The sequence below is a fragment of the Frankia sp. CoBUL1 genome (assembly GCF_978021245.1).
In genome coordinates, this window is the sequence record NZ_CDXDOS010000036.1 from 1 (window position 1) to 21,068 (window position 21,068).

16 protein-coding genes and 1 pseudogene are annotated in these 21,068 nt (G+C 68.6%); 2 read left to right on the top strand and 15 right to left on the bottom strand.

The window, feature by feature from the left end; genetic code table 11:
* Positions 1-225: 225 nt before the first annotated feature.
* A complete protein-coding gene (locus AC08OX_RS05325) occupies positions 226-1,392 on the top strand; it encodes an acyltransferase family protein (protein ID WP_476606789.1) in 1,167 nt (388 codons plus the stop codon).
* Between the two features lie 58 nt (positions 1,393-1,450).
* Complete coding sequence (locus tag AC08OX_RS05330) at positions 1,451-2,101, top strand: TetR/AcrR family transcriptional regulator (protein ID WP_476606790.1); 651 nt, start codon at positions 1,451-1,453, stop codon at positions 2,099-2,101.
* Between the two features lie 45 nt (positions 2,102-2,146).
* Here the strand turns inward: AC08OX_RS05330 and AC08OX_RS05335 are convergent, their stop codons facing one another.
* The 15 genes and pseudogenes from AC08OX_RS05335 to AC08OX_RS05405 form a co-directional block, all read right to left on the bottom strand.
* Complete coding sequence (locus AC08OX_RS05335; protein ID WP_476606791.1) at positions 2,147-3,298, bottom strand: acyl-CoA dehydrogenase family protein; 1,152 nt, start codon at positions 3,296-3,298, stop codon at positions 2,147-2,149.
* Between the two features lie 62 nt (positions 3,299-3,360).
* Complete coding sequence (locus tag AC08OX_RS05340) at positions 3,361-6,105, bottom strand: winged helix-turn-helix domain-containing protein (RefSeq protein WP_476606792.1); 2,745 nt, start codon at positions 6,103-6,105, stop codon at positions 3,361-3,363.
* 120 nt (positions 6,106-6,225) lie between these two features.
* Positions 6,226-7,785, bottom strand: coding sequence for a class I adenylate-forming enzyme family protein (locus AC08OX_RS05345; protein WP_476606793.1), 1,560 nt, complete (start codon positions 7,783-7,785; stop codon positions 6,226-6,228).
* Positions 7,782-8,948 carry an acetyl-CoA acetyltransferase gene (locus tag AC08OX_RS05350; RefSeq protein WP_476606794.1) on the bottom strand — a complete coding sequence of 389 codons (1,167 nt, stop codon included), beginning with the start codon at positions 8,946-8,948 and terminating at the stop codon, positions 7,782-7,784. The genes AC08OX_RS05345 and AC08OX_RS05350 overlap by 4 nt, the downstream gene beginning before the upstream one ends.
* A gap of 11 nt (positions 8,949-8,959) precedes the next feature.
* Complete coding sequence (locus AC08OX_RS05355; protein ID WP_476606795.1) at positions 8,960-9,790, bottom strand: hypothetical protein; 831 nt, start codon at positions 9,788-9,790, stop codon at positions 8,960-8,962.
* A 61-nt stretch (positions 9,791-9,851) separates the two neighbouring features.
* Positions 9,852-12,083, bottom strand: a complete 2,232-nt coding sequence (locus AC08OX_RS05360) for a hydantoinase B/oxoprolinase family protein (RefSeq protein WP_476606796.1) — start codon at positions 12,081-12,083, stop codon at positions 9,852-9,854.
* A gap of 205 nt (positions 12,084-12,288) precedes the next feature.
* Positions 12,289-12,972 carry a GPR1/FUN34/YaaH family transporter gene (locus tag AC08OX_RS05365; protein WP_476606797.1) on the bottom strand — a complete coding sequence of 228 codons (684 nt, stop codon included), beginning with the start codon at positions 12,970-12,972 and terminating at the stop codon, positions 12,289-12,291.
* Positions 12,973-13,122: 150 nt separating this feature from the next.
* Positions 13,123-14,190, bottom strand: coding sequence for an NAD(P)-dependent alcohol dehydrogenase (locus AC08OX_RS05370; RefSeq protein WP_476606798.1), 1,068 nt, complete (start codon positions 14,188-14,190; stop codon positions 13,123-13,125).
* Positions 14,191-14,219: 29 nt separating this feature from the next.
* A complete protein-coding gene (locus tag AC08OX_RS05375; protein WP_476606799.1) occupies positions 14,220-16,346 on the bottom strand; it encodes a hydantoinase/oxoprolinase family protein in 2,127 nt (708 codons plus the stop codon).
* Between the two features lie 4 nt (positions 16,347-16,350).
* On the bottom strand, positions 16,351-16,710 hold the full coding sequence (locus AC08OX_RS05380; protein WP_476606800.1) for an acetone carboxylase subunit gamma: 360 nt from the start codon (positions 16,708-16,710) through the stop codon (positions 16,351-16,353).
* A complete protein-coding gene (locus AC08OX_RS05385; RefSeq protein WP_476606801.1) occupies positions 16,707-18,623 on the bottom strand; it encodes a hydantoinase/oxoprolinase family protein in 1,917 nt (638 codons plus the stop codon). The genes AC08OX_RS05380 and AC08OX_RS05385 overlap by 4 nt, the downstream gene beginning before the upstream one ends.
* Before the next feature lie 300 nt (positions 18,624-18,923).
* The gene (locus AC08OX_RS05390) at positions 18,924-19,388 is read right to left on the bottom strand and encodes a hypothetical protein (RefSeq protein WP_476606802.1); all 465 of its coding nucleotides are present in this window, start codon (positions 19,386-19,388) and stop codon (positions 18,924-18,926) included.
* 5 nt (positions 19,389-19,393) lie between these two features.
* Positions 19,394-20,200, bottom strand: coding sequence for an ABC transporter permease (locus tag AC08OX_RS05395; protein WP_476606803.1), 807 nt, complete (start codon positions 20,198-20,200; stop codon positions 19,394-19,396).
* A 78-nt stretch (positions 20,201-20,278) separates the two neighbouring features.
* Positions 20,279-20,788: an ATP-binding cassette domain-containing protein gene (locus AC08OX_RS05400; protein ID WP_476606804.1), complete on the bottom strand. Its 510-nt coding sequence runs from the start codon at positions 20,786-20,788 to the stop codon at positions 20,279-20,281.
* Positions 20,695-21,068, bottom strand: a pseudogene (locus AC08OX_RS05405) (hypothetical protein); the annotation flags it as partial. The pseudogene AC08OX_RS05405 and the gene AC08OX_RS05400, both read right to left, overlap by 94 nt.

The following is a 21,068-nucleotide window of genomic DNA, read 5'->3' on the forward strand; positions in this document are numbered from 1 at the left end:
CGCCGGCACCCCCGCGGGCGACCTCCTAGACCGTTGGTCCGGCTGCCCGAGAAGGTCTGCTGCCATGGGGTGAGCGTGCGGCCCGCCGGGTTCATCGCGGTTTCACGGCAGTTTCGGGTGCCGGGTCCGTCCCGGCAATCGCCGGGGCGCCGCGTCTGGCAGCCTGGCGGTGTGTGGTCACCGTGGGGCGGGCTGCGCTCCATGGGCCGGTCCGTGGAGCGGTCCGTGGGCCGGCTCGTCGACTCCACCCCGCCGTCCCGGGCGCGCGACGTCGACTTCCTGCGCCTGGCGAGCGTCTGTGTCGTGGTGCTGTGGCACTGGGCCCTGTCCATCGACCACTTTCGCGGGGGCGTTCTCGTGATGCCCAATCCGATCGCGCGGATACCGTTCGCCTGGCTCGCGACCTGGCTGCTCCAGGTGATGCCGGTGTTCTTCGTCATCGGCGGCTTCGCCCACCTGGCGGCCTGGGACGCGGCCGGTCGCGCCACGGGGTCCCCGTGCGATGATCCCGCGTGTCCCTGGGGCCCGCGGGCGCGGCGCTTCCTGCGGGGGCGGCTGCGCCGCCTGCTGCCCCCGATGGCGGTGTTCGCCGTCGTCTGGGCGGCGGTCGACGCCGTCCTGCTGCTCGCGGTCCCCGACTACCCGGGTCTGCTGCGCTATGGACGGGCCGTGCTGGTGCCGCTGTGGTTTCTCGCGGCGTACCTGGGGGTCATCCTGGTCGTGCCGGTGACCGCGGCGGTCCATCGGCGGTTCGGCCGCCGGTTCATCCTGCTGTTGGGCGCGGTCGTGGCGCTCGTCGACCTGGCGCGGTTCGGCACCGGCAGCACGGTGTTCGGCTATGTCAACACCGGTCTCGTCTGGGTTTTCGCCCACCAGCTCGGGTATTTCTGGCGGGACGGCGTCCTGCGCGGGCCGCGGCGGGCGCTGCTGACGGCGCTCTGCGGGCTGGCGGGGCTGGCCATGGTGACGACGCTCGACGAATATCCGCGATCGATGGTCGCCACCGAGGGAGCCAGGCGCGGCAACATGTTCCCGACGACCGCTGCGATCGCCGTGCTCGCCGTCTTCCAGCTCGGTCTGATCCTGCTCGCCGCACCCGCCCTGAACCGGATGCTGGCCCGGCGCCGGCCGTGGACGGCGGTCGTCACGGGCAACTCCGTGATCATGACCGTGTTCCTGTGGCACATGACGGCCCTGCTACTCGCGATGGTCACGATGCGGGCGGTCGGGCTGCCGATGCCCGACGAACCGACCGCGACCTGGTGGGCCGGGCGACCGCTGTGGGTGATCCTGCCCGCGCTCTTCCTGGCACCGTTGATCGTCCTGTTCGCGCCGGTGGAGCGCCGGGCCGCGGCCCCGCGTGGACCGGCGCGCACCGGGCCGAACGACTGAAAACCTGGGTTAGCCAGTATTAACCAGGTGGGCACCGGCTGTCCCGGAAGGCGGTAATGTGCCGACCGTGTCCTTCAGCCTCGAAGAACCGCCGCCAGCAGGATCGCGCCGGGAGCGTATCCTCGCCGCCGCGGCCCGGTTGATGGCCGAGCGCGGGTACCACGGGGTGAGCATCAACGACATTGGCCGGGCCGCGGGCGTCTCCGGGCCGGCGTTGTACAAGCATTTCCCGAGTAAGCAGGCGATCCTCGGCGAACTGCTGATCGGCATCAGTAAACGCCTGCTCGCCGAGGGCACCCGTTGCGCGGCCGCGGCGCCCAGTCCGGACGGCACGCCCAGTCCGGACGGCACGCTGGACGCGCTCGTGCGCTGGCACGTCTCCTTCGCTCTCGACTCACCCGAACTGATCCGCATTCAGGATCGCGACCTGACCAGTATGAACCCGGCCGACGCGCGCACCGTGCGCCGGCTGCAACGCGGCTACGTCGAGCTCTGGGTCGCCCAGCTGTGCGCCCGCAGCCCCGAACTCGCCGAGGGCACCGCCCGCGCCGCCGTCCACGCCACCTTCGGCCTGTTGAACTCCACCCCCTACAGCGCGGTGACGATGAGTCGGCCACAGCTGGCGGACCTGCTGCACCGGCTCGGCCTGGCCGCCCTGCTCGCCGCGGGAGCGCGGCGCCCGGCACCCGGGCCGACCGCCACCCGCTGATGATCTTTCGCGGGATGCCGGCGGTGTTCTCGCGAGCCTCGTGACCTACAGACCCAGTTCGCGCGCGATCAGCATCTTCTGGACCTCGCTGGTGCCCTCGCCGATCTCCAGGATCTTGGCGTCCCGCCAGTGCCGGGCGACCGGGTATTCGTTCATGAACCCGTAGCCGCCATGGATCTGCGTGGCCTCGCGGGCATTCGTCACCGCCGCCTCCGAGGAGAACAGCTTCGCCATCGCCGCCTCCTTCCTGACGGGCAGGCCGGCAAGCATCCGGGAGGCCGCGTCGTAGTAGGCGGCGCGGGCCACGTACGCCCGCGCCTCCATCTCGGCAATCTTGAAGGCGATTGCCTGGTTGCGGCCGATCGGCGCGCCGAATGCCTCCCGCTGCTTCGCGTATTTCACGCTCTCGTCCACGCAGGCCTGCGCCAGCCCGACGGCCAGCGCGGAAATCGCGATCCGGCCCTCGTCCAGGATCTGCAGGAAGTTCGCAAAGCCGCGGCCGCGCGCACCGAGCAGATTCTCCGCGGGCACCCGCACGTCGTCGAAGGTCAGCGGATGGGTGTCGGAGGCATGCCAGCCGACCTTCGAATAGGCCGGACCGGCGGTGAAGCCGGGAGTGGGCACCGGCACCAGGACGGACGAGATCTCCTTGTGTCCGGCCGGGGTCCGCCCCGTGACAGCGGTGACGGTGACGAGCCGGGTGATGTCGGTACCCGAGTTGGTGATGAAGGCCTTCGAGCCGTTGATAATCCAGTCGCCGCCGTCGAGCCGGGCGGTGGTGCGGGTGCCGCCAGCGTCGCTGCCCGCGTCTGGTTCGGTCAGCCCGAACGCGGCCAACGCCCGCCCGCTGGCGAGCGACGGCAGCCACTCCTCCCGCTGCGCCGGCGTACCGAACCGGTAGATCGGCATCGCGCCGAGGCCAACCCCGGCCTCCAGCGTGATCGCCACCGCTGAGTCGACCCGGGCCAGCTCCTCGATGGCCAGGCAGAGGGCGAAGAAGTCGGCGCCCTGCCCACCGTACTCCGCCGGGAACGGCAGACCGAACAGGCCCATGTCGGCCATCTGTGCGACGACCTCGTACGGGAACGTCTTCTCCTCGTCGTGCCGCGCCGCCGCGGGGGCGACCACCTCGCGGGCGAACGCCTCCACGGCCTTGCGCAGGGCTTCCTGCTCCTCGCTGAGCCGGGTGTCAGGCATCGCTGTCCTCCCCGTCGTGGAATCGGCACCCGCTACCAGGGCGTTCAGGGCCACCAGGGCATTCAGGCCAGGATCCGGCGCCGGCGGGCCTCCGAGACCGATTCCCCGCGCCGAGCGACCCCGAGCTTGGTGTAGATGCTCTTGAGGTACCACTTGACGGTGTTGATGGTCAGACCGAGGTTACGCGCGATTTCCTTGTTCGACAGTCCGCGGTCCAGCAGACGGAGGATGTCGATCTCGCGGGCGTTGAGCGGCTCTTCGGGAGCGGGGTTCCGCTCGGCCGGGCGATCGATGATGGGGATCGCCGCCCGTTCCGCGTCCGCGTGGGCCGTGGCGAGCAGCTTGGACAGGTAGTCGGAGGGCACTGTGGGCAACTCCACCGGCCACCGGCGGCACCGGCTCGCGTCCCGCAGCTCGCCAATGATCTTCAGGAGTTCCGGGCCGGCGTCGGTAACGGTGCGCACCAGACCGCAGCGGGCCCCGGCGACGACGGCGGGCACGAGGGTGCGCAGCGCGGCGTCGGTGTCGCCGGTCAGCGAGTGCACCACCGCGAGGTCGATACGCGTGGCCGTTTCGGCGTACCGCCAGGCCACAGAGCTGCTCTCCTGGTGCATCTGGGACAGCAGCCGCAGGGCACCGTCGTAGTCGGCCTGGGCGGCCATGACCCGCGCGCGCATCGCGAGCTGGTAGTGGCGGGTGGCCATGGCGATGCCGTCGCCGCCGCGGGCGACGTCGTCGCCTTGGCGGGCGAGCACGTTCTGGGCGCGCCCGAGGTCCCCACGGGCCAGGTGCAGCCGCAGGCGTTCGTGATCGACGGCGGCCGACAACCGAGGCAGAACGAGCTGGCTCGCCGCCTCGCTGCCCTCGTCGAGCAGGTGCCAGACGTCCTCGATCTCACCGCGCAGGGTCTTGATGCGGGCCAGCGTGGAGTAGGTGGCGATCATGAGATCGGCGACGCCGCTTTCGGCACCGAGCTCGTGGCACTCCTCCAGCAGCCGCTCGGCGGCGTCGATGTCGCCCCGCTCGTAGTACAGCCGGCCCAGCAGCGCGCCGGCCAGCCGGGCGGCGTGCGAGCGCGGCCCGGCGGCTTCACGGGCGAGGGCCACGGCTTCCCGGTACAGGCGTTCGGCGGTCACCAGGTCAAGCTGGGCGAACGCCGCGAGTCCGGCGAAGCAGCGCCCGTACACGCCGGCGAAAGGCCCGCGGGTGGTGTCGTGGAAGGCGTTGGCCCACCGCTGCCGCGCCTGCGCGGTGTCGTAGGCGAAGGTGTGGATGTCGACGAAGGTCCGGATGTTGGACGACACCGCGACCAGCCACCGCCGGTAGCCGGAATTCTTCACAATGTAGGGAGCGACCAGGTCAGCGGCACGGTCGATCCGGTCACCATAGACGTCGATGCAGGCCTGGACGACATCGGCCTCGCCGAGGATGTCCTTACCGGTGTCGCTGGTGTCGTCGGGTGCCAGGGCCGCACGCACGTGGTCGAGCGCGACCTGCGCGGGCTGCGCCCGTTGCAGCAGACAGTTGGCCCAGGCGATCGCGATCTGCAGCCGCGGCCGGCCGGGCAGCAGCGCCGACGGCAGCTTGTTGACCAGGCTGAGCAGGACAGCCATCCGGCTGTGCTCCACCAGGTGCATGGCCTGCCGCTCCACCAGGTCCACCGCCCCGGCCTCGTTACCGGCGGCCAGGGCATGGGTGACCGCCTCACCGAGCAGACCATGATCAGCGAACCAGACCGACGCGGTCCGGTGCAGGGTCACCACCCGATCCGCATGATCACGCTCCAGGCGGCGGCGCAGGTAACCCACGAACAGATGGTGGTAGCGAAACCACTCCCGATTGTCGTCGAGCGGCCGCAGGAACAAGTCCCGCCGTTCCAACTCCTCCAACAGCGCCTGCCCCCGCCGCTGCCCACTCACCGCCGCCGCCAGATCACCGCAGAGCCGATCACAGACGGAAGTCGTGAGCAGGAAGTCGAGCAGATCCGCGGGCAGCGCATCGAACACGTTCTCGGCGAGATAGTCACCCAGGGAGTGATGCCGCCCGGAGAAACCGCGGATCAACGCCGACGGGTCGGCGCTGTCACGCAGCGACAGGGTCGCCAGCTGCAACGCAGCGACCCAGCCATCGGTACTCGACCACAGCCGATGCACGTCCGTGCTGTCGAGATCCAACTCGTTGAGCTCAAGCAGGAAGGCCGCGGACTCCCGATGGTCGAACCGCAGCTGCGTGGCGTCGATCTCCGTCACCTGGTTACGCACCTTCAACCGGCCCACGGCCGGCGACCGGGTCCGGCTGGTGACGATCAGATGCAGGTTGGCCGGACCCGCTTCCAGCAGGAACTCCAACGCGGCAACAGCCTGCGGGGCGTCGATGAGATGCCAGTCGTCGAGCACGATCGCCAACGGCCGCCGATGCTCGGCAAGCTGGTTGACCAGCTCGGTGAGCACATACCGCTGCGCGTCGTCGGAATGCCCCTCCAGCACCTCGACCAGGTCACCGCCCAGGGTCGGTTCGACCCGGCGCACCGCTTCGATGAGATGGCTGAGGAACCACACCGCGTCGTTGTCGTCCCGGTCAAGGCTCAGCCACGCCACCGGCACCCCCTCGGCGCGCAGCACCCGCTGCCACTGCACCGCCAGCGTGGTCTTCCCGAACCCGGCCGGCGCGTGGATCAAAGCCAGCCGCCGGGCCCGGCCATCTCGCAACACGTCGAGAAGCCGGTCCCGGCCGACCAGCTGGGTGTCATAGGTGGGTGCCTGAAACTTCGTGGACACGGCCAGCGTGGGACGTGCCTTGGTGTCCATCCAGCTCGCCTCGCTTCCGAGGGCTCCCCGCCCGGCTCCCCTGCCACGCGTTCGTGACGATACTCACATGCCCTCGGGCTGATTTTCGCACTGGCCGCCCAGGCCGCAACACTTTGGGCGTCACCAACCGGGCCAGCCGGCCCGCAGCGCCTTCTTGTCCAGCTTGCCATACACGGTGGTCGGCAGGGCCTCGACGACCCGCACGGCCTTGGGCTGCTTGTACCGGGCAAGCTCGACCCGACAGTGCGCCAGCAGCTTGGCCTCGTCGAACGCACCGGTATCGTCGGGCACGACGAACGCCACGACCGCCTCACCCCAGTCCGGATGCGGCACCCCGACGACCGCGACCTGCCCAACCCCAGGACAGGCCGCCGCCGCGTTCTCCACCTCCGTGCTGTACACGTTCATCCCACCGGTGATGATCATATCGTTCTTGCGGTCCAGCAGATAGACGTACCCCTCGGCATCCATCCGCCCGATATCCCCAGTATGCAACCACCCGTCCCGCAGCGCCTTGGCGGTCTGCTCGGGCCGGCCCCGATACCCCACCATCGTGTACGGCGTGGCGGCGACGATCTCCCCGACCTGACCGCGGGGCAGCTCCCGGCCAGCCTCGTCGACCACCCTGACCGTGGCCATGACGACCGGCTGACCACAGCTGGCCAGCCGATGCTCCCCGTCAGGATCAAGACGATGATCCTCACGGCGAAGACGGGTGATGAAGTTCGGCGCCTCCGACTGCCCGTACAGCTGCATGAACACCGGGCCGAGCACCTCCAGGCCCTGCTCCAGCCGCTCCCGGGTGATCGGCGCGGCACCGTACAGGATGGTCCGCAGCGAGCTGAGGTCCAACGCGCGGCCCGCCGCCCGGTCAAGCACCCGGTAGATCATGGTAGGCACCATGAACGTGAAGGTTACCCGGTCGGCGGTGATCCGCTCAAGCACCAGCTCCGGGTCGAACCTGGTCTCCAGGAAGTGCCGGGCCCCCTTGAGCATCCCGGCCTGCAGCAGGAAACCCGCGCTGTGCGGCAGCGGCGACATCAACAGCAGCACCTCGTCGTCGAGCAGCCCCATCTCCATCACGTGCGAGAACAGATTGAGCGCGAGATTCCGCTGGGTGTGCATCACCCCTTTGGGCAGACCGGTCGTACCCCCGGTATAGACGATCAACCCCGGGTCGGTGGGTGTCGGGTCGACCTCCGGCACGGTGGTCGGCTGCCCGGCCAGCGCGTCGCGCCACGCCACCACCCCGCCCGGGCAGTCGTTCGGGTCGACGACGGCGATGACCGTCTCCAACAGGGGCGGCGCGGAGTGCAGCGCCGCCGGGAGCATCCCCGCATCGGCGAGGACGACCCGGGCCTCACTGTCCCGCAGAATGTAGTCGATCTCGCTGGCCGACAGCATGTCGTTGAGCGCCACCTTGACCGCGCCACACCGCAGGATCGCCTGATCCGCGACGATGTACTCGGGCCGGTTGGACATCATCAACGCCACCGACACCCCCGGCCCCACCCCCGCCGCACGCAGCCGGTGCGCGAGCTGGTTCGCCGCGGCCACGATCTCGCCGTACCCGTAGGTCCGCCCCTGATAGTGCAGGGCGGGACGCGCGCCGAACCGGTCCAACGCGTCGACGAACACCGCCTTCAGGGTCAGGTCACTTTTCCCGGTGAGATCACTCATCGCACACGCTCCAGGACACTCGCATAGTTGGCGACCGCCAGGCCACCCATGTTGAACACCCCGGCGACGGTGGCCCCGGGGATCTGCATCGCCCCGGCGTTGCCGGTGAGCTGCAGGACCGCCATCACATGCTGGGACACCCCGGTGGCACCAACCGGATGACCCTTGGCCTTCAACCCCCCGGAGGGGTTGACCGGCAGCGTGCCGTCCCGGTCCACGACCCTGTCGGCGACGACCTGCCCCCCGCCGCCCGGCGGGCACAACCCGACGACCTCGTACTCCAGCAACTCCGCGATGGTGAAACAGTCGTGCAGCTCCAGCAGGTGCAGGTCGGACAGCCGCGCCCGGGCCTGCCCCAACGCCGCCTGCCAGGCCCCATGCGCGGCGGCGAACGCCAGCGGATGACGCCGCGCGGCCGGCAGGAAATCGTTGGCCTGCGCCAGAGCACGGATCCGCACCGCCGGGGCACGCGGCGCACCACCCGGCGCGGCCAGCACCACCGCGGCGGCACCATCCGAGACCGGACAGCAGTCCGTACGCCGCAGCGGGCCCGCGACCACCGGATTACGCGGGCCGACCGTGCCACAGAACTCGAAGCCGAGATCGGAACGCAGATGGGCGTACGGATTCACCACCCCGTTACGATGATTCTTCGCCGCGATCCGCGCCAACGCATCACTGTGATCACCATACTTGGTGAAGTAGGCCTCGGCGACATCGGCGAACAACCGCGCGAACCCGGCAGGCGAGCACTCGCCGGCATGCCCATAGTCGGCACCCAGCAAAGCCCCACCGACAGCCTCGGCCGGCGCGTGGGTCATCTTCTCCGCCCCGACCACCAGCACCCGGCGCGCCTGCCCGGACCGAATCGCCCGCACCCCGCACAGCAACGCCGCCGACCCGCTCGCACACGCGTTCTCCACCCGGGTCGCCGGGGTGAACAACAGATCGTCATCGGCCTCCAGCACCAGCGAGGAAGGAAACGCCAACGGCTGCAACCCCGCGTTGTAGGTACCGAGAACAATCTCGTCGATCTCCCGCGGGCGCAGACCCGCCGACGCGATCGCCTCCCGCGCGGCGGCGACGATCAGCGACTCCAGAGTCTCCTCGGGCAGACGGCCAAACGGGGTATGACCCCAGCCCACGATCTCCACGTCGTCCACGGCGGATCCCTTCAATGCGTGCCCGCGGCCAGGGCGGTGAGCCTGGTCAGCACGATTTCCGGGGAGGCCTCGGTGGGGATCTCCCCGAACCGGAACCCACGCTTGGCGGCGGCGTCGAGCAGCCGGGCGGCCTCGCTCGTATCGCTCCACACCTCCGCTGGCAGTCCCCCGCCGTAGCGCCGATCATCGGGCAGGACGCCGGCTGGCAGGTGCGGCAGGAGCAGCAGGTCGCCGGGCAGCTTGGGGTCGAGCTGGTCGGGGTCGGTCACGCCGTTCAGTCGGACCGCGGTGATCCAGCCGTAGTGCCCGGCCGCGGCCAGCAGACTGGACCAGGCGTCGGTCTCGTCCTCATCCGGCCCGCCCGCCGTGTCACAGGTGATCTGCAGCCCCCGGACCGGCCGGTCCGCCACCGAGCGGATCACCTCCAGCAAGCCGGTCGCGACGTCGTCGAGCGCGTCGAAGTCGATCTCCGCACCGGACGCGAGCAGCCTGCGCGGTGACGGGCAGTCCAGCACCAGGTCGACACGATCGCCGAACTGGTGCAGCAGCGCGTCGAGAGTGTCGGCCAGCACGCGGCGCGGCGCCGGCAGCTCCAACGCCGCACAGACGGCAGCGGCCTCGCTATCGCCGACGAGGTGGCGGGAGAACGGACCTGAAACGTTGGCACCGTACACATCGGACCGCAGTAACCGGTGTGCCTGTGCACTCGCCGCGACCAGCGTGGCCAGGTCGTCATACCAGCGCTCGGGGGCGCCGGCGAAGACCCTCCACACGTACCGGTCGCAGTCCAGCCAGGTCAGGGTGTCGCGCCTGGCGTGGATCCAGTCGTCCACAGCGTTCATCGTTCTCCCGCCGTCCTCATCAGTCCCGCAGCATCAGGCCCACGCCGTCAGCCCTGCACCGTCAGTCCTGCAGCTCCGCCAGCTTGGCCTCCAGCTGCGCGATCCGCACGTCCTTCGGGTCGGGCATCATCACCGGCACGATCGCGTCCGCGGGGCAGGTGTCCTGCGGAGTGCCGCGGAACAGCACCCGCGGGTCGCCCCAGGAGCCGAAGAACGGCACGTCGGCCGGAGGCGTCTCGGTCTCCCACTCCTTGACGAACTCCGCATACGGCTTGCCCCGCCGCAGCCGAGCCGCCCGCTCGGCCTCCCGGGCCGCCGTGGTCCCCTCGGCGTCCACCACGGCGGTGTCGGGGTTGAGCACCACGTGGTAGATGTCGCGGACGGTGTCCATGGACACCAGGCCGTCGCGGTAGTCGGAAGCCACCAGCTCGGGATCGCGTTCGAGCACGTCCCCGTAGCCACCGCCGGTGCCCTGGGTGAGCATGTACAGCTCACCGCGCTCGGCGAGCTCGAACTGCATGCCCATGTGATGCGTCGAATAGGTCGCGTCCGGGAACGGACGCTCGTTCATCAGTTCCTCGACGGTGTAGCGCAGCAGTTCGCGCTGGTTGTCCATCACCTTGAAGATATCGACATTCTTGATCTTGCACAGCGGGTAGGTGCCGGGGCCGTAGCCGCCGAAGATGCCGTGCGAGCTGGGGAACTTCGAGCCGATGCTGCACGCCATGAAGCCCCACATGGCGCTGTCCTTGACGGTGGCGATCTGCTGGTAGCCCTGGCCGCCGCGGAACTTTCCGAAGCCCTGGTTGTCCCGCATTACCCTGTTCGGCACGATCTTGAGAATCGGGACTTCTTCCTCGATGAGTTCCTGCTCCCCGATGTCGGCCATGGGCGCGAAGATCGGGGCGATCGCGTGCTCGCCGTCCCGGTTGGACCGCGCGGCCCCGCCCATGCCGTTGAGGTCGGCACACACGTTACCCACCAGCTCGCCGTGCTGGGTGACGCCACCGTAGATGAAAGTGACGATCATGTTGAACCAGCCGGCAACGATGTCCGTAGAACGTTCACCCGCGCTGTAGAGGAATTTCGGCACCGCCAACTGAGCCGCCGTGAAGGAAGGGAAGAACGTCATCATGCACTGCGCGTTCGGCGCCTCCGGCGAACAGTTCAGCGCCGACCCTGGGTCGGTGAGAACAGTCATCGGCTCGAACACCGCCTGGTTCCGCGGCAGGTCCGGCCACACGAACGTCAGGAACTCCTGGGCCAGCATGCCCTTCATCGACGAAAGGATCGTGTTGTTGGACCGGTTCAGGAACTCCGGTGACGAGCCACGGAAATCCAGGATCAGCTCGTCGTCCTTCTTGGTCATCGCCATCCTGATCTTGACCAGGCAGTTCTCCCGCAGCGTCCCGTCCGGGAAGACGTTCTGCCGCACGGTGCCCTCCGGCCACGACCTCAGCCGGCGGCGGACCTCGTCGGCGGTGTCGGTCAGGGTGCGCCGCAACGTGGCGACGACCGCGTCGACACCGTACTCGGCGATGGTGTCGTGGATCCGGTCCCTTGTCCGCATCGCCGCGTACAGTTTGGCCTTCATGCCCTCCAGCTGCAGCTTCGGCTCGCGCACCGAGTTCTGCAGGAATGTCATGATGTCGCGGCGGAACGTGTAGTTCTCGCCCACCTTGAGCGGCGGGATCTTCAATCCCTCGTCGAACGGGGACTCCGCCGCCGAGGGCATACCGCCGGGTTCGGTGGCTCCGTTCTCACCCTCATGCACGACCGCGCCGGCGAAGCAGATCAGCTGCCCCTCGTGGAAGACCGGGATGAGGAGGCTCTGATCGGTGTTGTGGGCATTGCCGTAGCGGGCGTCATTGTGCATGAAGATGTCGCCCTCACGGACCCCGACCGTCGGCTCATCCACCCAGTACTTGACAATGAACTTGACCGGGTGCTGCGTGAGCACCGAGAACAGCAGCACACCACCCATGCTGGACAGGGCCAGGTCACCCGAGGCCGTCCACACCCCGGAGATCAGGTCGCCCCACTTCGCGCCCGGCGCCGCGCCCATCTGCTCGACCATGTCGAAGGACTCGTTACACGCGGTCTGCAGCTTGTGCCGCACCAGGTTGATCTGCTCGGGATCGGTGAACCGCGCGAGCGCCTCCGTTTCGCGGGGCGACTCCGGGGCGAGATGGTGGCTTTGCATGATCTCGGGGTCGGGCCCGAGGAACAGGACGTTTTCTTCGAGGAACTTCTCGACGAGCGACTTGCCGTCAGCGTGGTCGGGCTGGCTCATGAATCTACACCTTCTGGTAAGACGTGCCTGGCGGGCGAGGGCGAGCGGCTTCCCAGGCCCGGCACAGGCCACGCGAAACGGACGAGGGGGTTGATGACGCCGACTTTGCTAGTTTCCATCAGCCTGACGGCGCGTTCGGCTCAGTACAAGAACTTTCCATCAATACGCGTTAGCCGGCCAGCTACGGCCATCGGATCGCAGTATGTTATCCGGAGATGACCGGCTTGCCGAACGGCAGACCCTTCCGACCGGTCTCGGCGGACATGACGGCGAGGTAGAGGTAGGCCGCTACCGCGGTGAAGCCGAACACCAGGTAGCCGCCAGCGTGGGTGAGGGCGGTGCTGGTGTTGATGGTACCGAGCAGTAGCAGCAGGAGCGCGCCGTCCGCGAACCCGAGCAGCAGGGTGAAGCTGCTGGGCAGGCGCAGGGTGGCCACGGTGACCAGGACGAGGGTGACCAGCCAGCTGATCAGCCACAGCTCGGTGGTCCTGGTGATCTGGGTGGCGGGGATGTTGTACCAGTTGTGGCCGAGGCCGAGGCCAAACGCGGCGTAGCTGCCGTAGAACCCGAAGAACACCGCGAACAGGCTGGCCAGGGGGTTCTGCCCGAGCGCCGCCGCCCAGATCGCGGCGACCAGGAGACCGACGGCCGCGGAGGTCAGGATGATCGGCAGTACGGCGCCGGCCGCGGCGGGCGGAAGCCAGCCGGTGTCGACCAGCCCGAGGCCGAAAGCCCCGGCGATGACGGTGGGGAGGCCGAACACGGCCGGGTTGCCGCGCAGCGGGCTGAGGGGCGGCGGAGCGGGTAACGAGGCGGGTAAGGTCTCGCTCTCGTTCAGTAATGGCTGTGGGGGACTGGAAACGGTGGCGCTACCGGTGCTGGTGGTCATCGGGATGAAACCTCCTGAACGGGCAGCCCGCCTACCGGGCGGCCTGCCGGGCATGCTGCGGGTACGGGCGGCGGAGGGCCGGGCGTGCCGCGGCGGAACCGCCGGGCAGCGCCCAGCCCTCCTGGTTTTACGCCCTCCTGATTTTACTGGTTATGCGAAACGGATGAGGGGTTTGATGACGCCGTCCTCCTTGGTTTCCATCATGCTGAAGGCACGTTCGACCTCGTCGAACCCGAACTCATGGGTCGTCATCGGCGTGGGATCCACCCGGCCGGAACGCATGAGGGCGAAGATTCGCTCGAGCCGATCGCTTCCGCCTGGGCAGAGCGACGTCAGGATCTTCTTGTCCGACATACCCAGGCCGAACGGTTCCAACGGGATCTGCAGCGGTGCCGGGTTCTCACCGTGATACCCGATGTTCGAAATCCGGCCACCGGGTTTGGTCACCCGGATGCAGTCCTCGAAGGTCTGCGGATGACCGAGCGCCTCGATCGCGCCGTCCACGCCGACGCCGCCGGTGAGATCGAGGATCTGGTTCACCACATCACCAGCGGCGGGGTCGACGACCACGTCCGCGCCGAATCGACGTGCCAGCTCCTGCCGTTCGGGCCGTCCTTCCACGGCGATGATCAGTCCGGCACCGAGCAGCCGGCAGCCGATGGTGGCGGATAACCCTACCGGCCCCTGAGCGAAGATCGCGACGGACTCACCGAGCCGCAGCTGCGCGTTCTCCGCGCCACCGAACCCGGTGGAGAGCATGTCGGTCGCGTAGACGGCTTTCTCGTCGGGCAGGTCGGCCGGAATGCGAGCGAGGTTGGCGGCCGCATTGTTGACGAGAAAGTACTCCGCCATGTTGCCATCGCGTTGCGTGGTGAATTTGTACCCACCGAGCATTCCCTGGCACTGGGTACTGAAACCCCGCTGGCAGGGGCCGCAGTGAAAGCACGGCGTAAGCGCCCCGACCGCTACCCGCTCACCGGCCTCGAATCCAGTGACCGCGGAGCCCAGGTCGTGGACGACACCAACCGCCTCGTGCCCGAGACCGCGGCCTTCGGGAACGGGCATGGCGCCCCGGACGGTGTGCACATCGGAGGTGCAGATAAGCGCCGATGTTGTCCGTACGATCGCGTCAGTTGGCCCCGGCTTCGGTATGGGCTTCTCGATGACGCCGGCCTTGCCGATGCCGAGAAACGCCAGTGCCTGCATGGTGGCTGGCATGGTTACCAACCTCGCTTCCCACGTCTCGCTCAGATGGTCCGAACGAGCACCGCGGAGCCGGTACGGCCGATGGTCAGCTGCCATCCGGGTTCGGCGAGGTAGGTCGTGCTCGGGGTTTCGATCAGGGCGGGGCCCTCGATGACGTGGCCTTCTTCGAGGTCGGCGAAGTCGTAGACGGCAGTCTTGACCGCGCCGTCGATGCCCGGGTAGTGGCATTCCCGCCACCGGGCGGGGTTCGACGCGGGGCGCGGCTCGGCCTGGGTGGGCTGCAGGTCGAACTTGTCGCGTTCGACGTAGCTGACCACGCGGATGACGTTGATGCGCACACCGGCCTCGGGTGCCTGGCTGCCTTCGCCGTACCGCTTGGCGTAGATGCTGCTGAACAGGTCCAGCAGCTCGATCACGTCGCGGTGTGAGGTGAGCCGGTCGAACGGCAACACGACCCCGATCTGGGCGAGCTGGTTGCCGTAGCGCATGTCCAGCTCCACCCGCGAGCGGATGTTGGCGGGGTCGGCGCCCTGGCGGAGGAGGTCGTCGCGGCCCTTCGCGGCGAGTTCCGTCACCGTGTCGTTGAAGACCTGGAAGTCGTCCAACATCTTGCGGGTGGTGGCGTCGTAGACCATCAGGTACATCGAGTACTCGTGAATGTGCAGCTGGTTCATATTGCCGGCGCCCAGCGCGGAGAACACCGAGCTGAACGGCGGGATCAGCACATTCTGGATGCCCAGCGTGTTGGCGTATCCGCAGGCGTGCAGCGGACCACCGCCGCCGTAGCTAAGCGCGACGAAGTTCTTCGGGTTATAGCCCTTAACCGCGACCTCCTTGAAGATCGCGTTGGCCATGTTGCTGTCCACCTTGCGCTTGATCGCCTTCGCCGCCTCGATCAGGCTCAGTCCGGTGGGCTTGCAGATGTGCTCCTCGATGGCCCGCTGCGCCCGGCGCAGGCTGAGCTTGATCGTGCCACCGGCGTAGTTGTCCGCGTCGAGGTAGCCCAGCACCAGGTTCGCGTCCGTGGTGGTCGGGAACCGCCCACCCCGGCCGTAGCAGGCCGGGCCCGGGTCGGAGCCGGCGCTTTCCGGGCCGACCTCGATGGCCTCCCACAGGCGGTCGTAGCGGGCGATGGAGCCACCGCCGGCGCCGAGGGTGTGCAGGTAGGTCATCGGGGTGGAGACGAGCCAGCGGTCGATGACCGGGTTGAAGTCGTAGAACTTCACCCCGTCGGAGGTGACCAGGCCGATGTCGAAGCTGGTGCCGCCCATGTCGGTGGCGATGACGTTGGGCTGGTGGTAGGTCTTCGACAGGTAGTTGGTGGCCTCCAACCCGGCGACCGGTCCGGAGTGGATGGTCTGCAGCGAGGAGGTCGAGTTCAGCTGGGCCATGCCGCTGGTGTTGTGCACCAGCAGCATCGGCTTGGTGTAGCCGTTGCGGCGCAGCTCGATCTCCAGCGACGCCAGCCCGTGGTACATCTGGCTGTGCAGGTAGGCGTCGATGACCGCCGACATGGTCCGGGCGTACTCACCCTTGCGGCCGGTCACCCGGTGCGACAGCACGATCGGGATCGACCCCAGCATGTGCGTGGGGTACTCGTCGAGGATGATCCGCTCGACTTCCTTCTCGTGGGCCGGGTTGATCACCGCGTTGACCAGCGCGACCACGAACGCCTGCGCGCCCTCGTCCACCAGCTTGCGCACCTGGCGGCGCACGTCGTCCTCGTCGATGGACAGCACCGCCGTGCCGCCGTAGTCGACGCGTTCCTGCACTCCGGCGATCCGGGTCACCGGCACCAGCGACACCGGCCGGTCCGCGGCGGGCAGGTCGGACTGCTGGGCCTCGGTCAGCCCGTCGCCGTAGCCACGGGCCCGCATCAGCGGCACGGTCGATTCGAAACCGGCGGTGGTGAGGATGCCGACCGCCGGACCGCTGCGTTCGATGAGCGCGTTCGTCCCGAGGGTCGTGGCGTAACGCACCGCGTCGACGGTCGAGAGCACCGTCTGCACATCCAGGTCCGCCTGGGCGCTGGCCTTTGCCAGGGCATCCATGAACCCGGAGGCGAGGTTGTGATGCGTGGTCAGCGACTTCGCCTCGATGTAGGCGTCGTCGTAGACAAGAAAGCAGTCGGTGAACGTACCACCGATGTCAACGCTTACCTGCCGCATGTCCCTAGCCCTCCACAGCGCTGAGGTGGCGACGCTTCAACGCGTCGATATCGAGTTCGAGGTCGTGCGTCAGCGGATGGCCAGGCGGCAGGTACTCGTTCTCCACCTGCGTCCCGCAACCCGGGCAGTAGAACTCGACGATCCGGCACCAGGCCGGGTCGGGGGCGTAGGTGAACTCGTAGCTCTCGTCCAGGATCGGCCGGTGAATCTCCCGCGGGTCACGGTTGTGGACCAGCAGCCCGGTCTTGTAGTTCTCGCGGGCGTTCGCGATGTCCTGCCCGCACACCCGGCAGGTCCATCGCTCGGTCGCTAGATTAATCGCGAGATACTCGGTGATGTTCACGGTGGACTGCTGCTCGCTCACTGCTGGGCCTCCAGGATCAGGTCAGAGTTGCTGCTCACCCGGAACCCCCACCCGGGCTCGATCAGACAGGTCAGATAGTCACCCGCGACCAGCGCCGGCCCCGCGGCCCCCTGCCCCGGCCCCAGGTTCTCCGGACGGTAGACCGCAATCTCCTGCTCGTTACCGTCAGCGAAATGGATACGACGCGATCCGTCCGCGGCCGCCGGCTGGACCGTGCTGTGTTCATCGGCCACGAGCTCGAAGGTCGGCAGCGGATACCAGGCCCGCACCACCAGCTGATCGGCCTGCCCGGGAGACGACCCGTCGGTCCACGTCTCGTCCCGCAAAACGCCGTCGACGATGAATCGGCCGCGGGTCTCGACAGTGCATTCGTCGATGGACACGCCTTCACCGAACATGTCACGCCGCGCGCGGGCCAGCAGATCGTCGCGGGCCGCCTTCACCTCGACGTCGACGCCCGGCATCGGCACGCTGTACTCGTGCGCCAACCCGCTGAAACCGATACCGAACACGCTGAACACCGCCGACAGATGCGGCACGATCACCCGCGCGATCCCTGCCGCCCGCGCGATCCCCGAGGCAAGCACCGGACCGGCGCCACCGAAGGCCAGCAGCGTGGCCTCACCCGGCTCACGACCCGCCGCGGAGATCATCTCCTTGACCGCGGCCCCCGCCTGCTCCTCGAACACCCGCAACACCGCGAGTGCCGCGGCCTGCGCCGACAACGACAGCGGCTCCCCGACATGGGTCAGCAACGCCCGCTCCGCCCGGGCCGGGTCCAACTTCAGATCCCCACCCAGATAGTTGTCCGGGTCCAACACCCCGGCAAGCAGCAGGGCATCGGTCACCGTCGCATCGGTGCCACCACGGCCGAAAGACGCCGGGCCGGGCGCGGCACCCACACTGCGCGGACCGATCTGAATCTGACCGTCGACGACCTGGACCACCGAACTGCCACCCAGCCCGACACTGCTCAGGTCCGGAATCGGCAGCGAGGTCTGCGCCGAATCGACCCGGCCGTGCGCGTGCACCGTCAGGGCCTTGTCCACCACGACCGACACGTCGGTCGTGGTGCCACCCACGTCCACCCCGACCAGCACGTCCGCGCCGTAGAGCGAGGCGTAGGCGACGCTGCCCTCCAGCCCACCCCGCGGCCCGGAACCCCACGTCTTCAACGCCGTGGTCTTGGCCACCCGGGCCGAGTCCCCGTCATTCCGGAAGATCAGCAGCGGGCGAGCCAGCCCGTTCTCCCGGCACGCCTTCTCCGCGCCGTAGAGGAAGTGCTCCATCCCCGGGTGCAGGTAGGAGTTCAGAACCGCGGTCAGCACCCGCCGCGCGTCGTCGACGTCGTGCACAAGCTCATGCGACAGGGTGAACGGAACCGCGCCCAGCAGATGCCGCGGGTACCGCTCCAACAACAGATTCTTGATCACCCGCTCCGCCGCCGCGCTCCGCAGCGCGATCACGATCCGCGAGGTGCTCGTCGCCAACAGTTCGTTGATTGCCGTCGTGAACTCCGCCAGGCCCACCGACCCGTCGGCGCCCACCGCGATCCCGACCGGAGAATGCGGCACCAACGCCTGCCACAGCGAGGCGTCGACCAGGTTCGCAATGCCGTAGACGTCCTCCTCCGCACCGCTGTCGACCAGCAGGGCGACCGGTGCGCCCTTCCGCTCGACCACGGCGTTCGTACCCGACGTCGTCGAATAGCGCAGGTACTCCGTCTCGCGCAACAGACGAGCGGTGTCCTCCTCGCCATACAGCCGGTCGGACACTGTCCGCAGCCCGTCGACGAAACACTGCGTTAAATCGTGCGGGGTCGTCGGCGTCTTCGCATGCACGATGCGTTCACCGTCCGTCACGCACACATCGGTGAACGTGCCACCGTTGTCGATATTGACCAGGATTCCCATCGGCCCTCCGCTGCATCGTTGCGTGAAGTGGGTCACAACTTTGCAGCCAGCGAAGGGTGGTTGCACCACTCCTAGGGGTGGCTGGGAGATAGAAATCGGGTGGTTAAACGCAATGCTGTTGGCCCAGGGCCACGCCTGACCTCGCCAGTAGTCCTATCTAGTAGTTTCATGAATATCATAGGTTACGTCCAAGGGTTATTTTCCTGGTTGATCGGTTCGCGCCCGAGGGCGGGACGCGGGGCCGGCCGGCCCCGCTCACCGGGATGGCCGTGCCGGCCGTGCCTCCCCACGCCCCGCGATTCAGGTGGTGTCGAAGCAGCCGTCGAACTCGAACACCGGGTTGATCACATAGGTGCCCGTGGTGGCCTTTATGGTCAGCGGACCGACAAGCTTGGATGGGCCGCCGGCCTGGTAACAGCCGTTGGAGCGGACCTGGAGCTCGAACTTGCCGTTCTGGGGCTTTCCGGCGCTGTCGGTCCAGCGGAGCTGGCAGATCCAGTCGCTGCCGGCGCCCCGGTCCGGTACCTGGGGGCCGCCTTTGTCGCAACTGGCCTTGGCTGCGACGGCGGCCGGGGTAAGGCCGGGGTGACCGAGCAGGGCCTGCTGGTGGGTGTAGAGGTTGGCGAAGACGGGACCGAAGGAGTTTTCGACGCGGGGCCGGGTGACGTCCGTGGCACAACCGGCCAGGGCGGTCGCGGCGCTGACGGCGGACGTCGCCCGGGCCAGTCGGACGAGGGCAGGTCGGACGAGGGCAGGTCGTCGCATCGGGGTCAGCCTCCGGTGATGTCGCGCCGACGCAGCGCCGTGTAGGCGACCGCCAGGCAGATCGCGATGTAGCCGACGCTGACCAGCGCACCCTGACCCAGGGGCCCGTAGTACGGGTGCGCCGCCAGCAGGCCGTGCCAGGCGTCGAACGGGGTGACCAGCAGCAGGTGGCGGATCGCGTCGGCGCCGTTGAGGAACGAGTAGAGCTGCATGAGCAGCCCGAGGATGATCGGGCCGACGATCCCGGCGGGGCTGCTGCGGGTGAGCACCGACAGCATGATCCCGAGGGCGGTGAAGCCGAGCAGCGGCAGCAGCACGGTCGCCCACGCGGCCAGCACCAGCCCGGCGGTCCGGCCGGGCGGCAGCAGGGTGCCCGAGAGGCTTTCCAGCGGCTGGTGACCGACGAGCAGGACGCCGGCGGCCAGGCAGCTGGCCGCCAGAACGGCGAGGACAAGGACCGCGAACGTCGCCGCGGCCAACGTCTTGGCCCAGAAGATCTGGGTGCGGCTGTGCGAGCGGGTCAGGATCGTCTTCCAGGTGCCGTGCTGGTCCTCGCTGGCGAAGATGTCCCCGGCCACCAGGCTGGTCAGCAGCGGGAACACCCATTGGGCGGCGAAGCCGAGGATGAGCAGCGGGGTCGCGAAGCCGCTGGCGTGTAACCACCGGCCGTACAGGGTGTCCTTCGGGACACGGTCCTGGCGGTCGAGCAGCACGACGAACACGAACGGGGCGAGCAGGCAGACGGCGAGCGTCGCGCGGGTGCGGGCCTGGGCGGCAAGCTTGGTGACCTCCCACCGGTAGGCGCTCGTCACCCGGCCGCGGCCGGCCGGACGTGCCCCGACCGTCGCCGGGGGGCGTGGTGGTCGTCGCGGAGGCTGTGCTTGTCGTGGTCACCGGGTCGCTCCGAGGCGGGCGTGCTGCTGGGTTGGCAGGTCGGCGGCGGCGGTCCGGTCGGGTTCGGTGAACATGAAGAACAGCGACTCCAGTGGCGCGATCTCCAGTCCGAGGGTCCGTACGGCCACACCGTCCCGGCCGAGGGCGATGATGTAGGCGTCCGCGGCCACGGGCTGGGCGGTCAGCGCCAGCCCGCCGTCCGGATGAGTCGACACGGCTACGCCGGGATGGTCGGCGGCCAGCTCCAGCGCCCGGTCGTCGTCGCTGGTCGCCAGCCGGTGGGACGGGTCCGGCGCCTGGGCACGCAGCTGGCCGATCGAGCCGTGGTAGACCACCCGGCCGGTACGCATGATCGTGACGTTGTCGCAGATCTCCTCGACCTCGTTCATGTTGTGGCTGCTGAGCAGCACGGTCAGCCCACCCGCGGCGAGCCGTTTGACCAGGGCCCGCATGTCGCGGATACCGGCAGGGTCCAGGCCGTTGGCCGGCTCGTCCAGCACCAGCACCAGCAGCCGCGGGTCGCGCAGCAGCGAGGCGGCCACCCGAGCCGTTGACGCATCCCGAACGAGTAGCCGCCGACCTTGTCCCCGGCCCGGTCGGCAAGATCCACCAGGTCGAGGACCCCGTCGATCCGGCTGTCGGCGTCACCGCCGTCGAGTCCGGCCAGCAGCTCCAGGTTCCTCCGGCCGGACAGATACGGATAGAAACGGGGGCTCTCGATGAACCCCGTGACCCCAGGGACGACGTCAAAGTAGGAACGGCGTGGCATCTTGAGTTTGTAGTCGG

Excerpts from the sequence above, each read along its gene's own strand:
- AC08OX_RS05335 (WP_476606791.1), bottom strand. The coding sequence starts at position 3,298 with ATGCCTGACACCCGGCTCAGCGAGGAGCAGGAAGCCCTGCGCAAGGCC.
- AC08OX_RS05340 (WP_476606792.1), bottom strand. The coding sequence starts at position 6,105 with ATGGACACCAAGGCACGTCCCACGCTGGCCGTGTCCACGAAGTTTCAG.
- AC08OX_RS05345 (WP_476606793.1), bottom strand. The coding sequence starts at position 7,785 with ATGAGTGATCTCACCGGGAAAAGTGACCTGACCCTGAAGGCGGTGTTC.
- AC08OX_RS05355 (WP_476606795.1), bottom strand. The coding sequence starts at position 9,790 with ATGAACGCTGTGGACGACTGGATCCACGCCAGGCGCGACACCCTGACC.
- AC08OX_RS05360 (WP_476606796.1), bottom strand. The coding sequence starts at position 12,083 with ATGAGCCAGCCCGACCACGCTGACGGCAAGTCGCTCGTCGAGAAGTTC.
- AC08OX_RS05365 (WP_476606797.1), bottom strand. The coding sequence starts at position 12,972 with ATGACCACCAGCACCGGTAGCGCCACCGTTTCCAGTCCCCCACAGCCA.
- AC08OX_RS05370 (WP_476606798.1), bottom strand. The coding sequence starts at position 14,190 with ATGCCAGCCACCATGCAGGCACTGGCGTTTCTCGGCATCGGCAAGGCC.
- AC08OX_RS05375 (WP_476606799.1), bottom strand. The coding sequence starts at position 16,346 with ATGCGGCAGGTAAGCGTTGACATCGGTGGTACGTTCACCGACTGCTTT.
- AC08OX_RS05385 (WP_476606801.1), bottom strand. The coding sequence starts at position 18,623 with ATGGGAATCCTGGTCAATATCGACAACGGTGGCACGTTCACCGATGTG.
- AC08OX_RS05390 (WP_476606802.1), bottom strand. The coding sequence starts at position 19,388 with ATGCGACGACCTGCCCTCGTCCGACCTGCCCTCGTCCGACTGGCCCGG.